Here is a 16,525-nt window from a genome sequence, read left to right as displayed (position 1 = left end):
TCCTCCTCTTAGCGGCCGGCGAGCTGCTGCTCGCGGATGATGGTCTTGACCCGGGCGATATCCTTCTTGACCTCAGCGATACGAATGGGGTTATCCAGCTGGTTGGTGGCGTGCTGGAGGCGCAGATTGAACAGGTCCTTCTTCAGGTCCTGCAGCTTGGTCTCCAGCTCGGCGCTGGACATCTTACGGACTTCGTTAGCCTTCATTACGCTTCACCACCCTCCACAACTTCTTCACGCTTCACGATCTTGCACTTGACGGGCAGCTTGTGGCTGGCCAGGCGCAGAGCCTCGCGGGCGACCTCCTCGGAGACGCCGGCGATCTCGAACATCACACGGCCGGGCTTGACCACGGCCACCCAGTACTCGGGGGAGCCCTTACCGGAACCCATGCGGGTCTCGGCGGGCTTCTCGGTCACGGGCTTATCGGGGAAGATCTTGATCCAGACCTTGCCGCCACGCTTGGTGTAGCGGGTCATGGCGATACGGGCCGCCTCGATCTGGTTGCTGGTGATCCATGCGGGCTCAGTGGCCTGGAGACCGAACTCACCGTAAGTCACGGTGTTGCCGCGGCTGGCCTTGCCCTTCATACGACCGCGGTGGACGCGGCGGTACTTAACTCTCTTGGGGAGCAGCATTACTGAGCGCCTCCTTCCTTAGGGGTATTGGCCTGACCGGCGGGGCGGGGGCCACGATTGAAGTTGCCCTGGCCGGCGGGCCGGGGACCGCGGTTGAAGCCGCCCTCGCGGCGGTCGCGGTTAAAGCCGCCCTGGCGGCGGTCGCCGTCCCGACGGTCACGGCGGGGACGGTCACGGCGCTCCTGATAGGGCTTGCTGGTATCCAGAGTGCGGGGGGTGGTGCGCAGGGCCTGAGTCAGCACCTCGCCCTTGTAGATCCACACCTTCACGCCGATGCGGCCGTAGGTGGTGGCAGCCTCAGCGAAGCCGTAGTCGATGTCGGCGCGCAGGGTCTGCAGGGGGATGGTGCCGTCATGGTAGTGCTCGGTGCGGGCGATCTCAGCGCCGCCCAGACGGCCGGAGCAGGAGGTCTTGATGCCCTTGGCGCCGGCGCGCATGGCGCGGCCCATGGCGTTCTTCATGGCGCGGCGGAAACCAATGCGCTTCTCCAGCTGCTGGGCGATGTTCTCGGCCACCAGCTGAGCGTTGGTATCGGTGTCGCGGACTTCCACGATCTTCAGATCCACGGGCTTGCCAGTCAGCTTGACCAGCTGAGCCTCGATCTTCTTGATGTCCTCGCCGCCCTTGCCGATGACCACGCCGGGACGGGCGCAGTGCAGGTAGATGCGGGTCTTGGCATTGTCGCGCTCGATCTCGATCTTGGGGATACCGGCGCCGTAGAGGGTCTTCTTCAGGTAGTCACGGATTTTCTTGTCCTCCACCAGCAGGTCGCCCACCTTCTCGTTGCGGGCATACCAGCGGGAGTCCCAATCCTTGATAACACCCACGCGCAGGCCGTGGGGATTCACTTTCTGTCCCATATTGTTCCTCCTCCCTTAGCGCTCGCTCACGGCGATGGTGACATGAGAAGTGCGCTTGTTGATCCGATAGGCACGACCCTGGGCCCGGGGCATGATGCGCTTGATGATGGGGCCGGGGTTGGCATAGCAGGTGCTGACATACAGCTTCTCAGGGTCCATCTGGTGATTGTTCTCGGCGTTGGCGGCGGCGCTCTTCAGCAGCTTCAGAACGGGCTCAGAAGCGGCCTTGGGGGTTTGCAGCAGGATGGCGGTGGCGGTGCCCACATCCTTGCCCCGGATCAGGTCCAGGACGATCTGCACCTTACGGGGAGAGATCCGCAGATATTTCAGATTCGCAACAGCTTCCATCGTTTCTCTCCTCCTTACTTACCGGTCTTGGCACCCGCGTGGCCCTTGAAGGTGCGGGTGGGCACGAACTCGCCCAGCTTGTGGCCGACCATGTCCTCGGTGACATAGACGGGCACGTGCTTGCGGCCATCGTGCACAGCGAAGGTGTGACCAACGAAAGAGGGGAAGATGGTGGAGCTGCGGCTCCAGGTCTTCAGCACCTTCTTCTCGTTGTTCTGGTTCATTTCATCGACCCGCTTCAGCAGCTCGGGGGCGCAAAAGGGGCCTTTCTTAATGCTTCTGCTCATCTTTTACTGCCTCCTTACTTGGCGTTGCGGTGCTTGACGATGAACTTCTCAGTACGGTTCTTCGTCTTGCGGGTCTTGTAACCCAGAGCGGGCTTGCCCCAGGGAGTGACAGGGCCGGGACGGCCGACAGGGCTCTTGCCCTCGCCGCCGCCGTGGGGGTGGTCATTGGGGTTCATGACGGAGCCGCGGACGGTGGGCCGCCAACCCATGTGACGCTTACGGCCGGCCTTGCCGATCTGGATGTTGGCCCAGTCGGTGTTGCCGACCTGGCCGATGGTGGCCTTGCAGTTCTCGCGGACATAGCGGACCTCGCCGGAAGGCAGACGGACCTGAGCCATGCCGTTCTCCTTGGCCATCAGCTGGGCGGCCACGCCGGCGGCGCGGACCAGCTGAGCGCCCTTGCCGGGGTACAGCTCGATGTTGTGAATCATCTCGCCCACGGGGATGTTGGCGATGGGCAGGCAGTTGCCGGGCAGGATGTCGGCGTCGGGACCGGTCATGATGATGTGGCCGGCCTTCAGGCCGTTGGGGGCCAGAATGTAGCGGCGCTCGCCATCCTCATACTCGATCAGGGCGATGTTGGCGGAGCGGTTGGGGTCGTACTGCAGGTTGACCACAGTGGCCTTGCCCTCTTTGTCCCGCTTGAAGTCGATGATGCGGTACTTCTGCTTGTTGCCGCCGCCGTGGTGGCGGACGGTGATGCGGCCGTAGCTGTTGCGGCCGGCGTTCTTCTTCAGAACCTCAGTCAGGCCGCGCTCGGGCTTGGCCTTCTTGTCGATCCCCTCGAAGGCGGACACAGTCATGTGACGGCGGGAGGGGGTTGTGGGCTTATAAGTCTTGATAGCCATTTCTCATTCTCCTCCTTACACCATGCCCTCGAAGAACTCGATGGACTTGGAATCAGCGGTCAGGGTGACCATGGCCTTCTTCCAGCTGGCGCGGCGGCCGGCGGGGCGGTTGCCCATGCGCTTGGCCTTGCCCTGCATGTTCAGGGTGTTCACCTTGGCGACCTTCACGCCGAAGATCTCCTCGATGGCCTTGGCAATCTCGATCTTGTTGGCGGTCTTGGCGACCTCGAAGGTGTAGCGCTTCATCTCAGTCTGCTCCATGGACTGCTCGGTGATGATGGGGCGCTTGATGATGTCATAAGCAGTGGTAGCCATTACGCGTACACCTCCTCGATGATGGCCAGGGCAGCCTTGTCGATGACCAGCTGCTTGGCGTTGACGATGTCATAGACGCTGAGGATCTTGGCGGTGGTGGTGACCACGCCGGGGATGTTCCGGGCGGACTTGATGACGATCTCGTCCTGCTCGGCGGTGATGACCACGGACTTGGTGGCGCCCACAGCGGCCAGGAAGGCCTTCAGGACCTTGGTCTTGATGGACTCCATCTTCAGCTCGTCCACCACCACGACGGCGCCCTCGGCGGCCTTGGCGGACAGAGCGGACTTCAGAGCCAGACGCTTCACCTTCTTGTTGAGGGTGTAGCTGTAGTCGCGGGGCTTGGGGGCGAACACGATGCCGCCGTGGGTCCACTGGGGAGCCCGGGTGGAACCCTGACGGGCGTGACCGGTGCCCTTCTGGCGCCAGGGCTTCTTGCCGCCGCCGGAAACCTCGGCGCGGGTCAGAGCGCTCTGGGTGCCCTGACGGCAGTTGGCCAGGTGGTTCTTGACCACCTCGTGGACCACAGCCTGGTTGGGCTCGATCCCGAAAATGGCCTCGGAGAGCTCGATCTCGCCGACCTGCTGACCGGCCATGTTGAACACGTTAGCTTTAGGCATGACTCAATCTCTCCTTTCCTTACTTGTTGCGGGCGGAAGCCTTCTGCGGGTTGACACGGGCGGAAGCCTTCTGCGGGTTCTTGCTGATGTCGGCACCAGCCTTCTTCTCCACGTGGGTCTTGACGGTGTTCTTCACGAACACAACGCCGCCCTTGGGGCCGGGAATGGCGCCGCGCACGGCGATGAGGCCCAGCTCGGTGTCGACCTTGACCACGTCCAGGTTCACCACAGTGACCTGCTCGTTGCCCATCTGGCCGGCGCCGATCTTACCCTTGAAGATACGGCTGGGGTCGGTGCCGGAGCCCATGGAGCCCGCATGACGGTGCACGGGGCCGGTGCCGTGGGTCTCCTTCAGGCGGCTGGCGCCGTGGCGCTTGACAACGCCCTGGTAGCCGTGGCCCTTGCTGATGCCGGTGACGTCCACGAAGTCGCCGGCGGCGAAGACGTCAGCCTTCAGCTCGTCGCCCACTTCGTACTTGGAGCAGTCAGCCAGAGGGAACTCCTTGAGGACCTTCTTCAGCTCCTCCAGGCCGGCCTTCTTCTGATGGCCAATCTCAGGCTTGGTGAGCTTGCGCTCGGGAACGGTCTCAAAACCCAGCTGAATGGCGTTGTAGCCATCCTTCTCGGCGGTCTTCTTCTGCACTACGGTGCAGGGGCCGGCCTGGATCAGGGTGACGGGCACCACGTGGCCGGCTTCATCGAAGATCTGGGTCATGCCGATCTTTTTGCCGATGATCGCTTTCTCCATTTGGATTTCCTCCTATAAAGGTTATTGGTCGTGCGAGTTGGCGTCGGTTCCCATTGGGCTGGGACGCTTTGCCATTGCTCGAGCGACTTGACCCGTCCGCCTCAAAGCGCGGCGGACAGCGGGTACAACAAATCGGGGGTGGGATTACAGCTTGATCTCGATCTCCACACCGGCGGGCAGCTCCAGGGACATCAGAGCCTCCACAGTCTTGGGGGAGGGCTTGATGACGTCGATGAGGCGCTTGTGGGTGCGGCGCTCAAACTGCTCGCGGCTGTCCTTGTACTTGTGGACGGCGCGCAGGATGGTGACGACTTCCTTCTTGGTGGGCAGGGGGATGGGGCCGGAGACGGTGGCGCCGGTGCGCTTGGCGGTCTCCACGATCTTCTCAGCGGACTGGTCGATCAGCTGATGATCATAGGCCTTCAGGCGGATGCGGATCATTTCTTTCTGAGCTGCCATTGGGTTGTTCCTCCTTAAATACATACGAAAGTTGAATTTGTCCAGCCTTCGTACGGTGAGAGCGGTTCGTGTATCCACGCTTTCGTGCGTATCACTCCTGGTCACGAAAAAACCGGCACAAGACAGGCCGGTTTCCTCCCTGCCCGGCGATATACGCCGTGGCACAGAGCTCTCAGCCGCCCGATCATACGGACATACTCCGTAGAAGTTACCTCGTTTCCGAGCAATCTCCTACATCATCGCAGACTGCGCCCTAACAGGCGCTTGGCTATCATACAACAACACCCCCGTGTGTGTCAAGGCTTTTTTCGAATTTTTTTCGTAATTTTTCACGAAATTTTGGGGGCGATTTTTGGATGCTATATTTTGGGGTCTTTCCCGCTTTTTAAACACAATTCCCTCATTATATAAAGGTAGGGCGGCCAAAGGCCGCCCTACGCAAATGCGCTTCATCACTCCGCCCGGGGGATCGTCCCCGCCTGCTCCAGCAGGAGGGAGCCGTCCTCCCGGTACAGCCGCAGGGTATAGGGTTGATCCAGGCACCAGCCGATGGCGCGGTCCCCGACGCCCTTCTCCTCAAAGCCTACCAGCCATCTGCCGTCCTCAAGGTCCCAGCCCCTGCCCAGACGAGGCGTTCCCTCCTCGTCGGTAATGGACATCTCTGTTCGGGCGGTCTCCTCCGGAACATTGAACAGCAGCAGGGCGGAGAAATTGTGGTAATCATAGCGGTAGCCGCCGCCTTCCATCGGACCCTCCTCCACCCAGTAGCCGCCGGCGTGATCTCCAACGCCGTCGACGAGGGGCACGAGGGTGGGGCCCGTCTCCGCCAGAGGCACAGTGCTGATACTTTCCCCCACCAGTGCCGCTATCGCCCGATCCTCCGTCACCCCCACGAACCACCGTCCACGCAGCGTCAGTTCCGTCCCGTCCCGGGCAACGAATGTCCTGTCCTCTTTGGACACGGTCAGGTACGACCGATAGGTGGGCGGAGCAAGCACGATCTCGCTCCGGGGCAGCAGATTGGTCCGCTCCAGCCGCCGGAACTCCAGCTCCGCCGTGGGCAGGGGATAGTCCGCCATCCCCCAGAACCAGAGTAGCAGCAGAGTGCACAGCCCCAGATTCCGCACCAACTTCTGCCCCCGGGTCAACCCGGGCCGTTGGGCCCATATCCGTTTCAGCTTCTCTTTCACTCCATCACCACCTGTTCCATGTGGTCCACCGTCAGGGCAAAGTCTCCCCGGCCGAAGTGGAAGTCCAGAGTCACCCTGTCGTTTTCCTTCCAGTCATGCCCTTCCAGATAAATGGCAAATTCCCGGCTGAACAGGTCCCAACGGGTCTGCTCTATCCCCACCGTGATCTGGCTCGCACCTGCTTCCAGGTCCATGTTCACGGTCGCCCGGTCCATGGGCTGTCCCACCCCGTCCGGTCCCGTCGCCGTCAGGCCGCTGTAAAGGGCGGCGGGATCGATCCGCTCCCAGAATTTCAGAGAGGACACCCGCACAGTCACCTGATACACATCCTGATATGCCCCGTCCTCGGGGTAGTCCAGAAAGGCAGCTCCCACAATCTGAAAGGTGTATCCCCCCAGCTCCGCTTTCTCACCCCGCACCGTTCCATAGCTGGTCGCCCGCTCACCCCAGAGGGGGTGTCTCGCATTCTGGAAGTGGTCGTTGGTCGCCGCGCATACCACCAAAGCCGCCGCCGCCAGCAGACCCAATGCCCACTTGCTGGCCCGCCACAAATAGCCCAGCCAGGGCTTATGTATCTTCGCCAATTCTTTCCCGATCTCCTCCGGGTCGCCCATGCGGTCCAGGGCCTGTTCCCGGGCCTCTTCCTCGGTCATGCCGGGAAAGATCCGCATCAGGTCCAGGGTCTTGTCCTCGATGTGCTCCCGCAGCTCCTCCTCCACCGCTTGACGGTCCGGCTTGAAGCGGATGCCCGACACTGCCGTCTCCAGCCATACGGATACGTTATGGTTTTTCTGAATCATCATTCCCGCCTCCACTCAGCAGGCCCAGAAGCGAAACGAAGTTTCGCCTAACGTTCTTTTGCTCCTTTCACCCAAGGGCATCTGGACCCCTAAGTTCACGCTTCGCATTCACTAACGGGCCCATTATCTTTCAAGAAAAGGAGACGGCTCCGCCGGACAGGACGCTGTTCACCCCGTGGTGGAAGGCCTCCCACTCGGCCCGCTTCTCGTCCAGCAGCTTTTTCCCCTTCTTGGTCAGCTTGTAGTATTTCCGCACCCGCCCGGTGGGGGCCTCCTGCTGGTAGGAGGACAGGTACTTGTCCTTCTCCAGCCCGTGCAGGATGGGGTAGAGGGTGCCTTCTTTCATCTGAAACGTGTCGTTGGAGCGGCGGGCCAGCTCCTCGATCATCTGGTAGCCATACATGTCGCTCCCCTCCAGCAGGGAGAGCACCAGCAGGGTGCCGCTGCCCGCCATCAGTCCCTTGTCAAATTTCATAGTTCTCATCCTTTCCGGGAATATCCCCAACCGCTCCCGAATATAATGCCTCGGTTCTCTAGGTATAATATACCTAGAGATTCAAGGTATGTCAACCGTTTTCTGTTTGTCCGGTCATTTGCCGTCAGCCCCCGTTCCGGCGCGCCGCTGCGGCGGTCATTTTTTACTCCCCGGCAGGTGTGAACGGGAAAGCAGGGAAACTGCTTTTTCCGTCCGCAGGGCCGGGCGGCACGCCCCGGGGCACAAAAATCGGGGACCGCCGGCGCGGTCCCCGATTTTATGCTCTTATTCAGTTGAATTTGTAGATCTTCCGGGCCAGCCGGTACAGCCGCACCGACAGCTTCCGGCCCTGATAGCCGGGGAAGACCGTGAAGGTGGAGACGGCGGCGTACTTCATCCGGTGGTAGATGCCGGAGTCCACCGACCGCAGGTACTCCCACAGCTGGGTCTTCTTGCCCAGAGCCTCCGGGGAACCGTCGATGGTCAGGAAGATGGAGGAAATGGCCATCATCATGGCCAGGTAGTTGAACATATACCGGCCCAGCTTCCGGGACTTGGCGGACACCTCACGCAGGTTGTGGGAGTCGATCATGTGGTAGGTGACCCTCAGCTGCTGGTCCACCCGGCCCACCATCACCTTCTCGTTGACGGACTGGTCGGCCCGGCCGATGAAGTAGCGGTACAGGTCCACATCCAGATAGTACATGTTCTTCACATAGGGCAGGGGCTGGTAGACAAAAATGTTGTCCACATAGAAGGTGTGCTTGGGCAGCTCCAGCCCGCAGTCCCGGAGCAGCTGGGTCCGGTAGATCACCGAATGCATCAGCAGGTACTGGGAGGGGCGGAAGCGGCCGATCTGGTCCCAGCCGAAGACGCGGTTTCTGGGGAACACGTTGCGGTAGTGCATCACCCGCTGGGTGTTGTCCTCCACATGCTCATAGACAAAGTTGCAGATGAGCAGGTCTACCAGCTTCTGGTCCCGGACGAATTGGCGCAGCTTGTCCAGGGTCTTGTGGAGGGCGGGCACGTCCACCCAGTCGTCAGAATCCACCACCTTATAATAGATGCCCCGGGCGTTGCGGATGCCTTGGTTGACCCCCTCGCCGTGGCCGCCGTTGGGCTGGTGGATGGCCCGGACGATGTCGGGGTACTGCTCCGCGTACCGGTCGCAGATGGCGGGGGTGTCGTCCTTGGTGGAGCCGTCGTCCACCAGAATGATCTCGATGTCGTCGCCGCCCTGGAGCAGGGTGTCCACACAGTGCTCCATATAAGCCGCCGAGTTGTAGCAGGGGACGGCAAAGGTAATGAGCTTGTCCATATATCTTTTCTCTCCTGTCGGTCATATTGGACCCGCGATGGGGCAGGGCGGGGGTTGCCCCGCCGCTCAAACATTTTCTTCCGGCGGGGGCAAGCCCCCGCCCTACACGTGGGTATTATCAAACAAGTTCCTTCGCCAGCTCCAGCGCCCGGGCGGCGATCGCGTCCATGTTGTAATACTTGTACTCCGCCAGCCGGCCCAGCAGATGCAGGTTGTCAAAGCCCTCCGCCAGGGCCTTGTACTGCCCGTACAGGGCGTTGTTTTCCGGATTGATGATAGCGTAGTAGGGGATCTCCCCAAAGATCCCGGCATAGGCCTTGGAGTACTCCTTGACGATGGTGGTCTTTCCGGGGACCTTTTGGCCCGTCAGGTGCTTGAACTCGGTGATCCGGGTGTAGTCCTGGTCCACGGTGTAGTTCACCGTGCCGTAGCCGTTCTGGAAGTCGTCCCGGGACAGGGTCTCAAACCGGAAGTCCAGGGTGCGGTAGGGGAGGGGGCCGTACTTGAAGCCGAAGAGCTCATCGGCCTGGCCGGTGTAGATTACCGGGCCGTCAAAGGGTTCTCCGTCCACCTTGATCCGGTCCCCGGACAGGTCCAGCCTGTCCAGCGCGTCGGCTCCCAGCTCCACGGTGATGTTGGGGTGGTCCAGCATCTTCTCAAACATGGGGGTATAGCCCTCCAGAGGCATCCCCTGGTAGGCGTCCTGGAAATACCGGTCGTCCCGGGACAGGAACACGGGCACCCGGGCGGTGGTGTTGGGGTCGATGTCCTCGGGCTTCTGACCCCACTGCTTCATGGTGTAGTGGACAAAGACGTGCTCATACACATAGTCGGCCAGGGCGGCGATCTCGGGGTCCGGGTTCTGCCGCAGCTCCAGGATGGTCACCTTCTTCTCCGCGCCGTAGGCGGCAATGAGTTTATCCCCCAGCCGCCTGCCCTCCTCGGGGCCAAAGGCGGTCTCCAGGGAGGTCAGGTTAAAGGGGACGGGGTAGGTCATCCGGCCGCCCTTCTCATCGGGGATATTGGCCACCACCCGGTGCTGGTAGTCCCGCCACTGGGTGAACCGGGACAGCCAGTCAAAGACTTCCCTGTTGTTGGTGTGGAAGATATGGGGGCCGTACTGGTGGATCAGCACGCCGGCGTCATCCAGCCGGTCATAAGCGTTGCCGCCGATATGGGGGCGGCGCTCCAGCACCAGCACCCGCTTGCCCTGTTCCGCCAGAGCCCGGGCGGCCACCGCGCCGGCATAGCCCGCGCCCGCCGTCAGGACGTCAAATGTAATGCTCAAAGGCAAATACCACCTTTCAAAAAGGGCCGCCCGCCGGACGGCCCGGGACTTTGTTTTCTGAGAGTGCTATTGAGTATAACACATTTCTCCGGAAAAAGGAATTAAAAATCCTTGAAGATTGGGTAAAATAAGGGCGAGAATCCACACTTTTTCCTTGACAATCCCCGGGCAAGCGGATAAGATAGTAGGGCAATAGAGCAGATGTGCGCGGATGAGGACCAGTAACCGCCCCAGTTTTCCCGCTCAGAGAGCCGCCGTTTGGTGTAAGGCGGACGGGACAGGACGGCGAATATCACCTCGGAGCAGAGGGCTGAACCCCATTTGGAAAGTAAGCGCCTCCGGCACGCCCCCGTTACCGGGCGGACCTTGAGTGGCCGGCATTTTTCCGGCAAGAAGAGTGGTACCGCAGAGGATGTTTCGCCTTTGTCTCTTAATTGGGACAAGGGCGTTTTTCGTTTCCCAAAGGCTCTCCCTTTTCATACCGATGATCCATCAGCAGCCCTTGGAAGGTCAGGCCGGTCTGGGGCCGCCCCCCTGCACAAATCTATTCCCACGTCGCCGCCGTCACAGAAAGGAGTCTGTCTAATGAACTGCCCCTACTGCGGAAAAGAGATGGAATCCGGCTATTTAAGCAGCCGTTCCCCTGTGTTTTGGTCAGAAGACGTGAGCGGACTTCCCATCCCCACCCAACAAACCGATGTTCTGTTGGGAAAAGCCTTGGGGCTGCTCCGGCCCCGTGCTTATTTATGCCGCGTCTGCCGCAAAGTGGTCGTGGACTACTGAACTCAGGCGGGCTTCTGCCCCCGAAAAATTTCTTTCACGTCCCCGCCCTATCAAAATAGAATGACACCATACACATAAAACGGAGGAATCTGAGACATGGACTACAACAAGACCATCAATCTCCCCAAGACCGACTTCCCCATGCGGGCGGGCCTGCCCAACCGGGAGCCGGGGATGCTGGAGAAGTGGAACAAACTGGACCTGTACAACGAGATGCTGAAGAAGAACGAGGGCAAGCCCCTGTTCTCCCTCCACGACGGCCCTCCCTTCTCCAACGGAAACCTGCACATGGGCCACGCCCTGAACAAGTCCATCAAGGACTTCATCACCCGGATGTACGCCATGCGGGGCTACTACACCCCCTACATCCCCGGCTGGGACAACCACGGCATGCCCATCGAGTCCGCCATCATCAAGGAGCAGAAGCTCAACCGGAAGAACATGTCCGTGCCTGAGTTCCGCACCGCCTGCCACAACTACGCCCAGAAGTATATCGACATCCAGATGGACGGCTTCAAGCGCATGGGCGTGCTGGCCGACTGGGAGCACCCCTACAAGACCATGGACCCCAGCTTTGAGGCCGAGGAAGTCAAGGTCTTTGGAGAGATGTACAAGAAGGGCTACATCTACAAGGGCCTGAAGCCCGTGTACTGGTGCCCCAAGGATGAGACCGCCCTGGCCGAGGCCGAGATCGAGTACCAGGACGACCCCTGTACCACCGTTTACGTCAAGTTCCAGGTGAAGGACGACCTGGGCAAGCTGAGCCAGTACGGCGACATCAGCAAGATGTACTTCCTCATCTGGACCACCACCATCTGGACCCTGCCCGGCAACCTGGCCATCGCTGTCCATCCCCGGGAGAGCTATGTGCTGGTGAAGGCGGACAACGGCGAGATGTATATCATGGCCGAGGCCCTGTGCGCCAAGGTCATGAAGGTGGGCGGCATCGAAAGCTACGAGATCGTCAAGCAGTTCCAGGGCCAGGACTTCGAGTATATGCTGGCCCAGCACCCCTTCCTGGACAAGACCTCCCAGCTGTGTACCGCCGAGTACGTCACCATGGACTCCGGTACCGGCTGCGTCCACACCGCCCCCGGCTTCGGCGCCGACGACTATGAGACCTGCAAGCGCTACAAGATCGACATGGTGGTGCCTGTGGACGACCGGGGCCGCCACACCGACTACGCCGGCAAGTACGCCGGCATGAAGACCGACGAGTCCAACCCCGTCATTCTGGCCGACATGAAGGAGAGCGGCGCCCTCTTCGCCAGCGAGGAGATCGTCCACTCCTATCCCCACTGCTGGCGCTGCAAGAACCCCATCATCTTCCGTGCCACCCCCCAGTGGTTCTGCTCCGTGGACTCCTTCAAGGACGAGGCCTGCGCCGCCTGCGACGACGTGCGCTGGGTCCCCGGCTGGGGCATCGACCGGATGAAGGCCATGATCCGGGAGCGCGCCGACTGGTGCATCAGCCGCCAGCGCCGCTGGGGCCTGCCCATCCCCGTGTTCTACTGCGCCGACTGCGGCAAGCCCATCTGCACCGACGAGACCATCCAGGCCGTCAGCAAGCTCTTTGCCGAGAAGGGCTCCAACGCTTGGTACGAGATGGACGCCGCCGATATCCTGCCCGACGGTTTTGCCTGCCCCCACTGCGGCTCCAAGGCCGGCTTCACCAAGGAGGAGGACACCCTGGACGGCTGGTTCGACTCCGGCTCCACCCACTACGCCTCCATGAAGAAGGACCAGGGCTTCTGGCCCGCCACCATGTACCTGGAGGGCCTGGACCAGTACCGCGGCTGGTTCCAGTCCAGCCTGCTCACCGCCGTGGGCGCGCTGGGCCAGGGGGCTCCCTTCAAGGAGTGCCTGACCCACGGCTGGACCGTGGACGGCGAGGGCAGGGCCATGCACAAGTCCCTGGGCAACGGCGTGGACCCCGCCGACATCTTCAAGAAGTACGGCGCCGACCTGCTGCGCCTGTGGGCCGGCTCCGCCGACTACCATGTGGACGTGCGCTGCTCTGACGCCATCTTCAAGCAGCTGTCCCAGAACTACCTGAAGTTCCGCAACACCGCCCGGTACTGCCTGGGCAACCTGGACGGCTTCGACCCCAACAGCCTGGTCGCTCCCGCCGATATGGATGAGCTGGACCGCTGGGCCGTCACCAAGCTCAACGAGCTCATCGCCAAGTGCTTCGCCGCCTATGACAACTATGAGTTCCATGTGGTGTCCCACGCCATCAACGACTTCTGCGTGGTGGAGCTGTCCTCCTTCTATCTGGATATCATCAAGGACCGGCTGTACTGCGAGGAGAAGGACGGTCTGGCCCGCCGCTCCGCCCAGACCGCCCTGTGGCTCATTCTGGACACCATCACCAAGCTGTTCGCCCCCATCCTGGCCTTTACCTGCGACGAGATCTGGCAGGCCATGCCCCACAAGGAGGGCGACGACGGCCGCAACGTGGTCCTCAACGAGATGAACCAGCCCTTTGCCGACTACGCCCTGGATGAGGCGGCCATGGCCAAGTGGGACAAGATCATCACCGTCCGCACCGCCGTCAACGCCGCTCTGGAGGCCGCCCGCAACGAGAAGAAGATCGGCAAGAGCCTGGAGGCCAAGGTGGCCCTCACCGTTCCCGCCGAGGACGCCTTCCTGGCCGAGCTGGACGCCCAGTTCCTGGCCGACCTGTTCATCGTCTCCCAGGCCAGCGTGACCGTGGGCGGCGAGCTGTCCGTGTCCGTGGCCGAGGCCGAGGGCGAGAAGTGCGCGCGCTGCTGGAAGCACCACCCCCTGGTGGGCTCCAACGCCAAGCACCCCACGCTCTGCCCCCGCTGCGCCGACGTCCTCGCAAAGTCCGCTCTCTTCGAAACACCCTGACGGGTATTTCTCATCCCGCTCCCTTGCTCCGCCGCTTCCCCATGCGGCCCGCCGCGCTGGGCTCGCCTGGGGGCCCCAAGGCAGCTGCCCTCGAGGTGGAGTAAACGTTCCTGCCCCGGGAACCGGATTTCTCCGGTTCCCGGGGATTTTTTTGCCTCCGCGCCCAAGGTTCAAGATATTTCGCACAAAATTTTACGGAACTTTTACGCTTTATTTCACTAATGCACTATTGCGTAAATGTGGAAAATGCTGTTATACTTTCCAGCAGTACCCCGTTTTCCGGCGGGATGAAAGAAGAAAGATGAAAGAAGGAGCGTTATCATGGAAAACTACTCGATCCTCGTCCCCTCCTACACGGTGGGACCCGAGGCATACAAAAAAATCCCGGACTACTGCGGAGTCTATGGCAGGACTGCCGTGGTCATCGGCGGCGAGAAGGCCATGGCCGCCGCCAAGGACAAACTGCTGGCCGCCGTCGCGGGCAGCCAGATCACCCTCTCTTCTTTCATCCATTACGGCTCCGACTGTACCTTTGAGACTGCCAAGGCCCTGGAGGCCCTGCCCGCTGTCCAGCAGGCCGATATGATCTTTGCCGTGGGCGGCGGCAAGGCGGTGGACACCGTCAAGCTGGTGGCCCTGGACCTGAAAAAGCCCTATTTTTCCTTCCCGACCATCGCGTCCAACTGCGCGGCCACCTCTTCGCTGGCCATCGTGTACAACGAGGACGGCAGCTTCTGCGATTTTGTCCACTTCCTGGAGTCCGCCAAGCACGTCTTTGTGGACACGGAGATCATCGCCAAAGCCCCCATCCAGTACCTGTGGGCGGGCATCGGCGACACTTACGCCAAGTTCTACGAGGTCAGCGTCTCCGCCAAGGGGGAGCACCTGGAGCACTACAAGGCGGTGGGCGTCAATCTCAGCCGCATGTGCATCGACACCATGATGGACCACGCGGAGCAGGCCCTGAAGGACAACCGGGCGGGGGTCCCCTCCTACGATCTGGAGCAGGTGGCTCTGACCATCATCATCACCACCGGCTGGGTGTCCATGCTGGTGGCCCGGGACCACACCATGGATTATAACGGCGGCGTGGCCCACGCGTTCTTCTACGGCCTGTGCAGCCTGCCCGGCTTTGAGGAGTCCCACCTCCACGGCGTGGTGGTGGCCTTCGGCGTGCTGATGCTGCTGCTCATCGACGGACAGCAGGAGGAATTCCAGGCCCTGCGGGACTTCAACCGGAAGGTGGATCTGCCCACCAAGCTCAGCGACATCGGGGTGACGGTGGCGGATGTGGAAAAAGCCGCCCCCGAGGTGGTCAAGGACGCGGATCTGGAGCACTATCCCTATCGGGTGACCGAGGATATGATCGTGGAGGCCGCCCGCCGGCTGGACACCGCCGAATGACCCTGTTTAGGTAAAAAAAGACCGCCCGGCGCGTCAGCACCGGGCGGTCTTATTGTTCTTCCTTCTGGGATTCCAGGTATTCTTCCATGACCTTGAGGATCAGATTGGAGACGCTGCGGCGTTCCTTCCGGGCCTGAGCCTCCAACAAATCTTTGAACTCACTGGTCACTCGAAAACTGATCTGTGTGTCTGTCTTTGCCACATTTGCGCCCCCTTTGTTAAGCATGATACAACATTGTACAACAATCTGGTTGACATATTTTATCTGACTTTGCTATACTTTATATCACAAAATAAATTTGGGGGTGTTTGCCCATGTCAGACTTGGATAACGAACGCTATATGCTCACCGCGGAGCAGTACAACGAGCTCTACTGCCGGGCCTTCGCCCGGCTGGACGACATCGCGCGCCAGGCAGCCCAAGCCATGCGGGAGCTGGAGGAGCTGCAGCTGTCCATGGGGGACGGCCCCGACTGAGGCCCGACCTTGCTTACGCCCCGGAAGTATGGTACACTTCTCTTGACCAAACCAGAAAGAGGAGGATATTGACATGTATGCTTCTGATTTCCGTGCCGCCGCCCGCAGCGCGCTGTCCGGACGGTGGGTCATCGCCGTGGTGGCCGGGCTCATCGCCTCCATTCTGGGCGGCGCCTCCGGGGGCGGCCCAGAGCTTAAGCTCAACCTTGATTCCGCCCAGGGCGCCAGCGTCTCGCTGAAAGGTTTTCTGGGACTGGACATTCCGCTGAGCCCCAGCATCCTCACCGCCTGGCTCACCTCCTTTGTGGTGGCGGCCCTGATCCTGGGCGTCGCCCTGTACATCCTGGGCAGCGTCATCTCCCTGGGCTACACCCAATTCAATCTGGACCTCATTGACGGGAGAGAGCCCCAGCTCAACGCCCTGTTCGCCAACTTCTACCGGTTCAAGACCGCCTTCTTCGCCCGCTTCCTGACGGGCCTCTATATCCTGCTGTGGTCGCTGTTGCTCATTATCCCCGGCATCATGGCGGCCTACAGCTACGCGCTGACCCCCTACATTCTGGTGGAGAACCCGGACATGACAGCCAGTGAGGCCATCGCCCGCTCCAAGGAGCTGATGGCGGGAAACCGCTGGCGGCTGTTCTGCCTCCAAATCAGCTTCATCGGCTGGCACATCCTGGCCGCCCTCACCCTGGGGATCGGCAACCTCTGGCTCACCCCCTACACCCACGCCGCCGGCGCCGCCTTTTACCGGGACCTGGTCCCCGCCCCCGCCTCCGACTCGGATATCCTGC

At 61.3% G+C, this 16,525-nt stretch carries 21 protein-coding genes and 1 other annotated feature; of the genes, 5 read left to right on the top strand and 16 right to left on the bottom strand.

The features are described 5' to 3' along the window. Positions 1-8 precede the first annotated feature (8 nt). The 15 genes from rpmC to glf all read right to left on the bottom strand — a co-directional run bounded on the left by rpmC (position 9) and on the right by glf (position 10,193). A complete protein-coding gene (gene rpmC / locus I6E39_RS08265) occupies positions 9-206 on the bottom strand; it encodes a 50S ribosomal protein L29 (RefSeq protein WP_235381135.1) in 198 nt (65 codons plus the stop codon). Continuing rightward, positions 206-637, bottom strand: a complete 432-nt coding sequence (gene rplP, locus I6E39_RS08260; RefSeq protein ID WP_235381134.1) for a 50S ribosomal protein L16 — start codon at positions 635-637, stop codon at positions 206-208. Before rplP ends, rpmC begins: the two co-directional genes overlap by 1 nt. Continuing rightward, complete coding sequence (gene rpsC / locus I6E39_RS08255; protein ID WP_235381133.1) at positions 637-1,497, bottom strand: 30S ribosomal protein S3; 861 nt, start codon at positions 1,495-1,497, stop codon at positions 637-639. Before rpsC ends, rplP begins: the two co-directional genes overlap by 1 nt. A 15-nt stretch (positions 1,498-1,512) precedes the next feature. Continuing rightward, positions 1,513-1,845: a 50S ribosomal protein L22 gene (rplV, locus tag I6E39_RS08250; protein ID WP_235381132.1), complete on the bottom strand. Its 333-nt coding sequence runs from the start codon at positions 1,843-1,845 to the stop codon at positions 1,513-1,515. 14 nt (positions 1,846-1,859) lie between these two features. After that, entirely contained in the window at positions 1,860-2,132 is a 273-nt protein-coding gene (gene rpsS, locus I6E39_RS08245) for a 30S ribosomal protein S19 (RefSeq protein ID WP_235381131.1), read from the bottom strand. A gap of 14 nt (positions 2,133-2,146) precedes the next feature. After that, a complete protein-coding gene (gene rplB / locus I6E39_RS08240) occupies positions 2,147-2,980 on the bottom strand; it encodes a 50S ribosomal protein L2 (RefSeq protein ID WP_235381130.1) in 834 nt (277 codons plus the stop codon). 15 nt (positions 2,981-2,995) lie between these two features. After that, complete coding sequence (gene rplW / locus I6E39_RS08235; RefSeq protein ID WP_235381129.1) at positions 2,996-3,295, bottom strand: 50S ribosomal protein L23; 300 nt, start codon at positions 3,293-3,295, stop codon at positions 2,996-2,998. Next, complete coding sequence (gene rplD, locus I6E39_RS08230; protein WP_235381128.1) at positions 3,295-3,915, bottom strand: 50S ribosomal protein L4; 621 nt, start codon at positions 3,913-3,915, stop codon at positions 3,295-3,297. The genes rplW and rplD overlap by 1 nt, the downstream gene beginning before the upstream one ends. Positions 3,916-3,934: 19 nt before the next feature. Next, on the bottom strand, positions 3,935-4,663 hold the full coding sequence (gene rplC, locus I6E39_RS08225; protein WP_235381127.1) for a 50S ribosomal protein L3: 729 nt from the start codon (positions 4,661-4,663) through the stop codon (positions 3,935-3,937). 144 nt (positions 4,664-4,807) lie between these two features. After that, positions 4,808-5,122 (bottom strand): 30S ribosomal protein S10, encoded by a 315-nt coding sequence (gene rpsJ / locus I6E39_RS08220; RefSeq protein ID WP_050623197.1) that lies wholly within the window; start codon positions 5,120-5,122, stop codon positions 4,808-4,810. Between the two features lie 452 nt (positions 5,123-5,574). After that, complete coding sequence (locus I6E39_RS08215) at positions 5,575-6,312, bottom strand: hypothetical protein (RefSeq protein ID WP_235381126.1); 738 nt, start codon at positions 6,310-6,312, stop codon at positions 5,575-5,577. Next, positions 6,309-7,115: a permease prefix domain 1-containing protein gene (locus I6E39_RS08210; RefSeq protein ID WP_235381125.1), complete on the bottom strand. Its 807-nt coding sequence runs from the start codon at positions 7,113-7,115 to the stop codon at positions 6,309-6,311. The genes I6E39_RS08215 and I6E39_RS08210 overlap by 4 nt, the downstream gene beginning before the upstream one ends. A gap of 127 nt (positions 7,116-7,242) precedes the next feature. After that, positions 7,243-7,587 carry a PadR family transcriptional regulator gene (locus I6E39_RS08205; RefSeq protein WP_235381124.1) on the bottom strand — a complete coding sequence of 115 codons (345 nt, stop codon included), beginning with the start codon at positions 7,585-7,587 and terminating at the stop codon, positions 7,243-7,245. A 289-nt stretch (positions 7,588-7,876) separates the two neighbouring features. Continuing rightward, positions 7,877-8,905, bottom strand: a complete 1,029-nt coding sequence (locus I6E39_RS08200; RefSeq protein ID WP_235381123.1) for a glycosyltransferase family 2 protein — start codon at positions 8,903-8,905, stop codon at positions 7,877-7,879. A gap of 118 nt (positions 8,906-9,023) precedes the next feature. Further along, positions 9,024-10,193, bottom strand: a complete 1,170-nt coding sequence (gene glf, locus I6E39_RS08195) for a UDP-galactopyranose mutase (RefSeq protein ID WP_235381122.1) — start codon at positions 10,191-10,193, stop codon at positions 9,024-9,026. A gap of 199 nt (positions 10,194-10,392) precedes the next feature. Beyond that, positions 10,393-10,627: a binding site (T-box leader), on the top strand. A 151-nt stretch (positions 10,628-10,778) separates the two neighbouring features. On the opposite strand from glf, the gene I6E39_RS11210 reads away from it, so the two are divergent. The 3 genes from I6E39_RS11210 (at position 10,779) to I6E39_RS08185 (ending at position 15,254) form a co-directional block, all read left to right on the top strand. Then, entirely contained in the window at positions 10,779-10,976 is a 198-nt protein-coding gene (locus I6E39_RS11210) for a PF20097 family protein (RefSeq protein ID WP_420908187.1), read from the top strand. A 96-nt stretch (positions 10,977-11,072) separates the two neighbouring features. Further along, positions 11,073-13,850 (top strand): isoleucine--tRNA ligase, encoded by a 2,778-nt coding sequence (gene ileS, locus I6E39_RS08190; protein WP_235381121.1) that lies wholly within the window; start codon positions 11,073-11,075, stop codon positions 13,848-13,850. Positions 13,851-14,171: 321 nt separating this feature from the next. Beyond that, the gene (locus I6E39_RS08185; RefSeq protein WP_235381120.1) at positions 14,172-15,254 is read left to right on the top strand and encodes an iron-containing alcohol dehydrogenase family protein; all 1,083 of its coding nucleotides are present in this window, start codon (positions 14,172-14,174) and stop codon (positions 15,252-15,254) included. Between the two features lie 49 nt (positions 15,255-15,303). On the opposite strand, the gene I6E39_RS08180 is transcribed toward I6E39_RS08185, so the two are convergent. Further along, positions 15,304-15,456 carry a hypothetical protein gene (locus I6E39_RS08180; RefSeq protein ID WP_235381119.1) on the bottom strand — a complete coding sequence of 51 codons (153 nt, stop codon included), beginning with the start codon at positions 15,454-15,456 and terminating at the stop codon, positions 15,304-15,306. 113 nt (positions 15,457-15,569) lie between these two features. Here I6E39_RS08180 and I6E39_RS08175 point away from each other — a divergent pair, with 113 nt between their 5' ends. Together I6E39_RS08175 and I6E39_RS08170 are read left to right on the top strand one after the other, a co-directional pair. Beyond that, positions 15,570-15,731 carry a hypothetical protein gene (locus I6E39_RS08175; protein WP_235381118.1) on the top strand — a complete coding sequence of 54 codons (162 nt, stop codon included), beginning with the start codon at positions 15,570-15,572 and terminating at the stop codon, positions 15,729-15,731. Positions 15,732-15,804: 73 nt separating this feature from the next. Further along, positions 15,805-16,525 (top strand): DUF975 family protein (locus I6E39_RS08170; RefSeq protein WP_235381117.1); only part of this gene is annotated, 721 nt, incomplete at its 3' end.

The sequence above is a fragment of the Pseudoflavonifractor phocaeensis genome (assembly GCF_021531375.1).
GTDB classification, from domain to species: Bacteria; Bacillota; Clostridia; order Oscillospirales; family Oscillospiraceae; genus Lawsonibacter; species Lawsonibacter phocaeensis_B.
Note: the sequence above shows the minus strand (reverse complement) of the source record. Positions and strands in the feature narration are given on the sequence as shown.

What these genes read in the sequence shown, in the direction of transcription:
- rpsC (WP_235381133.1), bottom strand. Translation starts at nt 1,497, where the DNA reads ATGGGACAGAAAGTGAATCCCCACGGCCTGCGCGTGGGTGTTATCAAG.
- rpmC (WP_235381135.1), bottom strand. Translation starts at nt 206, where the DNA reads ATGAAGGCTAACGAAGTCCGTAAGATGTCCAGCGCCGAGCTGGAGACC.
- ileS (WP_235381121.1), top strand. Translation starts at nt 11,073, where the DNA reads ATGGACTACAACAAGACCATCAATCTCCCCAAGACCGACTTCCCCATG.
- rplD (WP_235381128.1), bottom strand. Translation starts at nt 3,915, where the DNA reads ATGCCTAAAGCTAACGTGTTCAACATGGCCGGTCAGCAGGTCGGCGAG.
- rpsJ (WP_050623197.1), bottom strand. Translation starts at nt 5,122, where the DNA reads ATGGCAGCTCAGAAAGAAATGATCCGCATCCGCCTGAAGGCCTATGAT.
- rplC (WP_235381127.1), bottom strand. Translation starts at nt 4,663, where the DNA reads ATGGAGAAAGCGATCATCGGCAAAAAGATCGGCATGACCCAGATCTTC.
- I6E39_RS08205 (WP_235381124.1), bottom strand. Translation starts at nt 7,587, where the DNA reads ATGAAATTTGACAAGGGACTGATGGCGGGCAGCGGCACCCTGCTGGTG.
- I6E39_RS08200 (WP_235381123.1), bottom strand. Translation starts at nt 8,905, where the DNA reads ATGGACAAGCTCATTACCTTTGCCGTCCCCTGCTACAACTCGGCGGCT.
- I6E39_RS08210 (WP_235381125.1), bottom strand. Translation starts at nt 7,115, where the DNA reads ATGATGATTCAGAAAAACCATAACGTATCCGTATGGCTGGAGACGGCA.
- I6E39_RS08185 (WP_235381120.1), top strand. Translation starts at nt 14,172, where the DNA reads ATGGAAAACTACTCGATCCTCGTCCCCTCCTACACGGTGGGACCCGAG.
- rplV (WP_235381132.1), bottom strand. Translation starts at nt 1,845, where the DNA reads ATGGAAGCTGTTGCGAATCTGAAATATCTGCGGATCTCTCCCCGTAAG.
- I6E39_RS08175 (WP_235381118.1), top strand. Translation starts at nt 15,570, where the DNA reads ATGTCAGACTTGGATAACGAACGCTATATGCTCACCGCGGAGCAGTAC.
- rplP (WP_235381134.1), bottom strand. Translation starts at nt 637, where the DNA reads ATGCTGCTCCCCAAGAGAGTTAAGTACCGCCGCGTCCACCGCGGTCGT.
- rplB (WP_235381130.1), bottom strand. Translation starts at nt 2,980, where the DNA reads ATGGCTATCAAGACTTATAAGCCCACAACCCCCTCCCGCCGTCACATG.
- rplW (WP_235381129.1), bottom strand. Translation starts at nt 3,295, where the DNA reads ATGGCTACCACTGCTTATGACATCATCAAGCGCCCCATCATCACCGAG.
- rpsS (WP_235381131.1), bottom strand. Translation starts at nt 2,132, where the DNA reads ATGAGCAGAAGCATTAAGAAAGGCCCCTTTTGCGCCCCCGAGCTGCTG.
- I6E39_RS11210 (WP_420908187.1), top strand. Translation starts at nt 10,779, where the DNA reads ATGAACTGCCCCTACTGCGGAAAAGAGATGGAATCCGGCTATTTAAGC.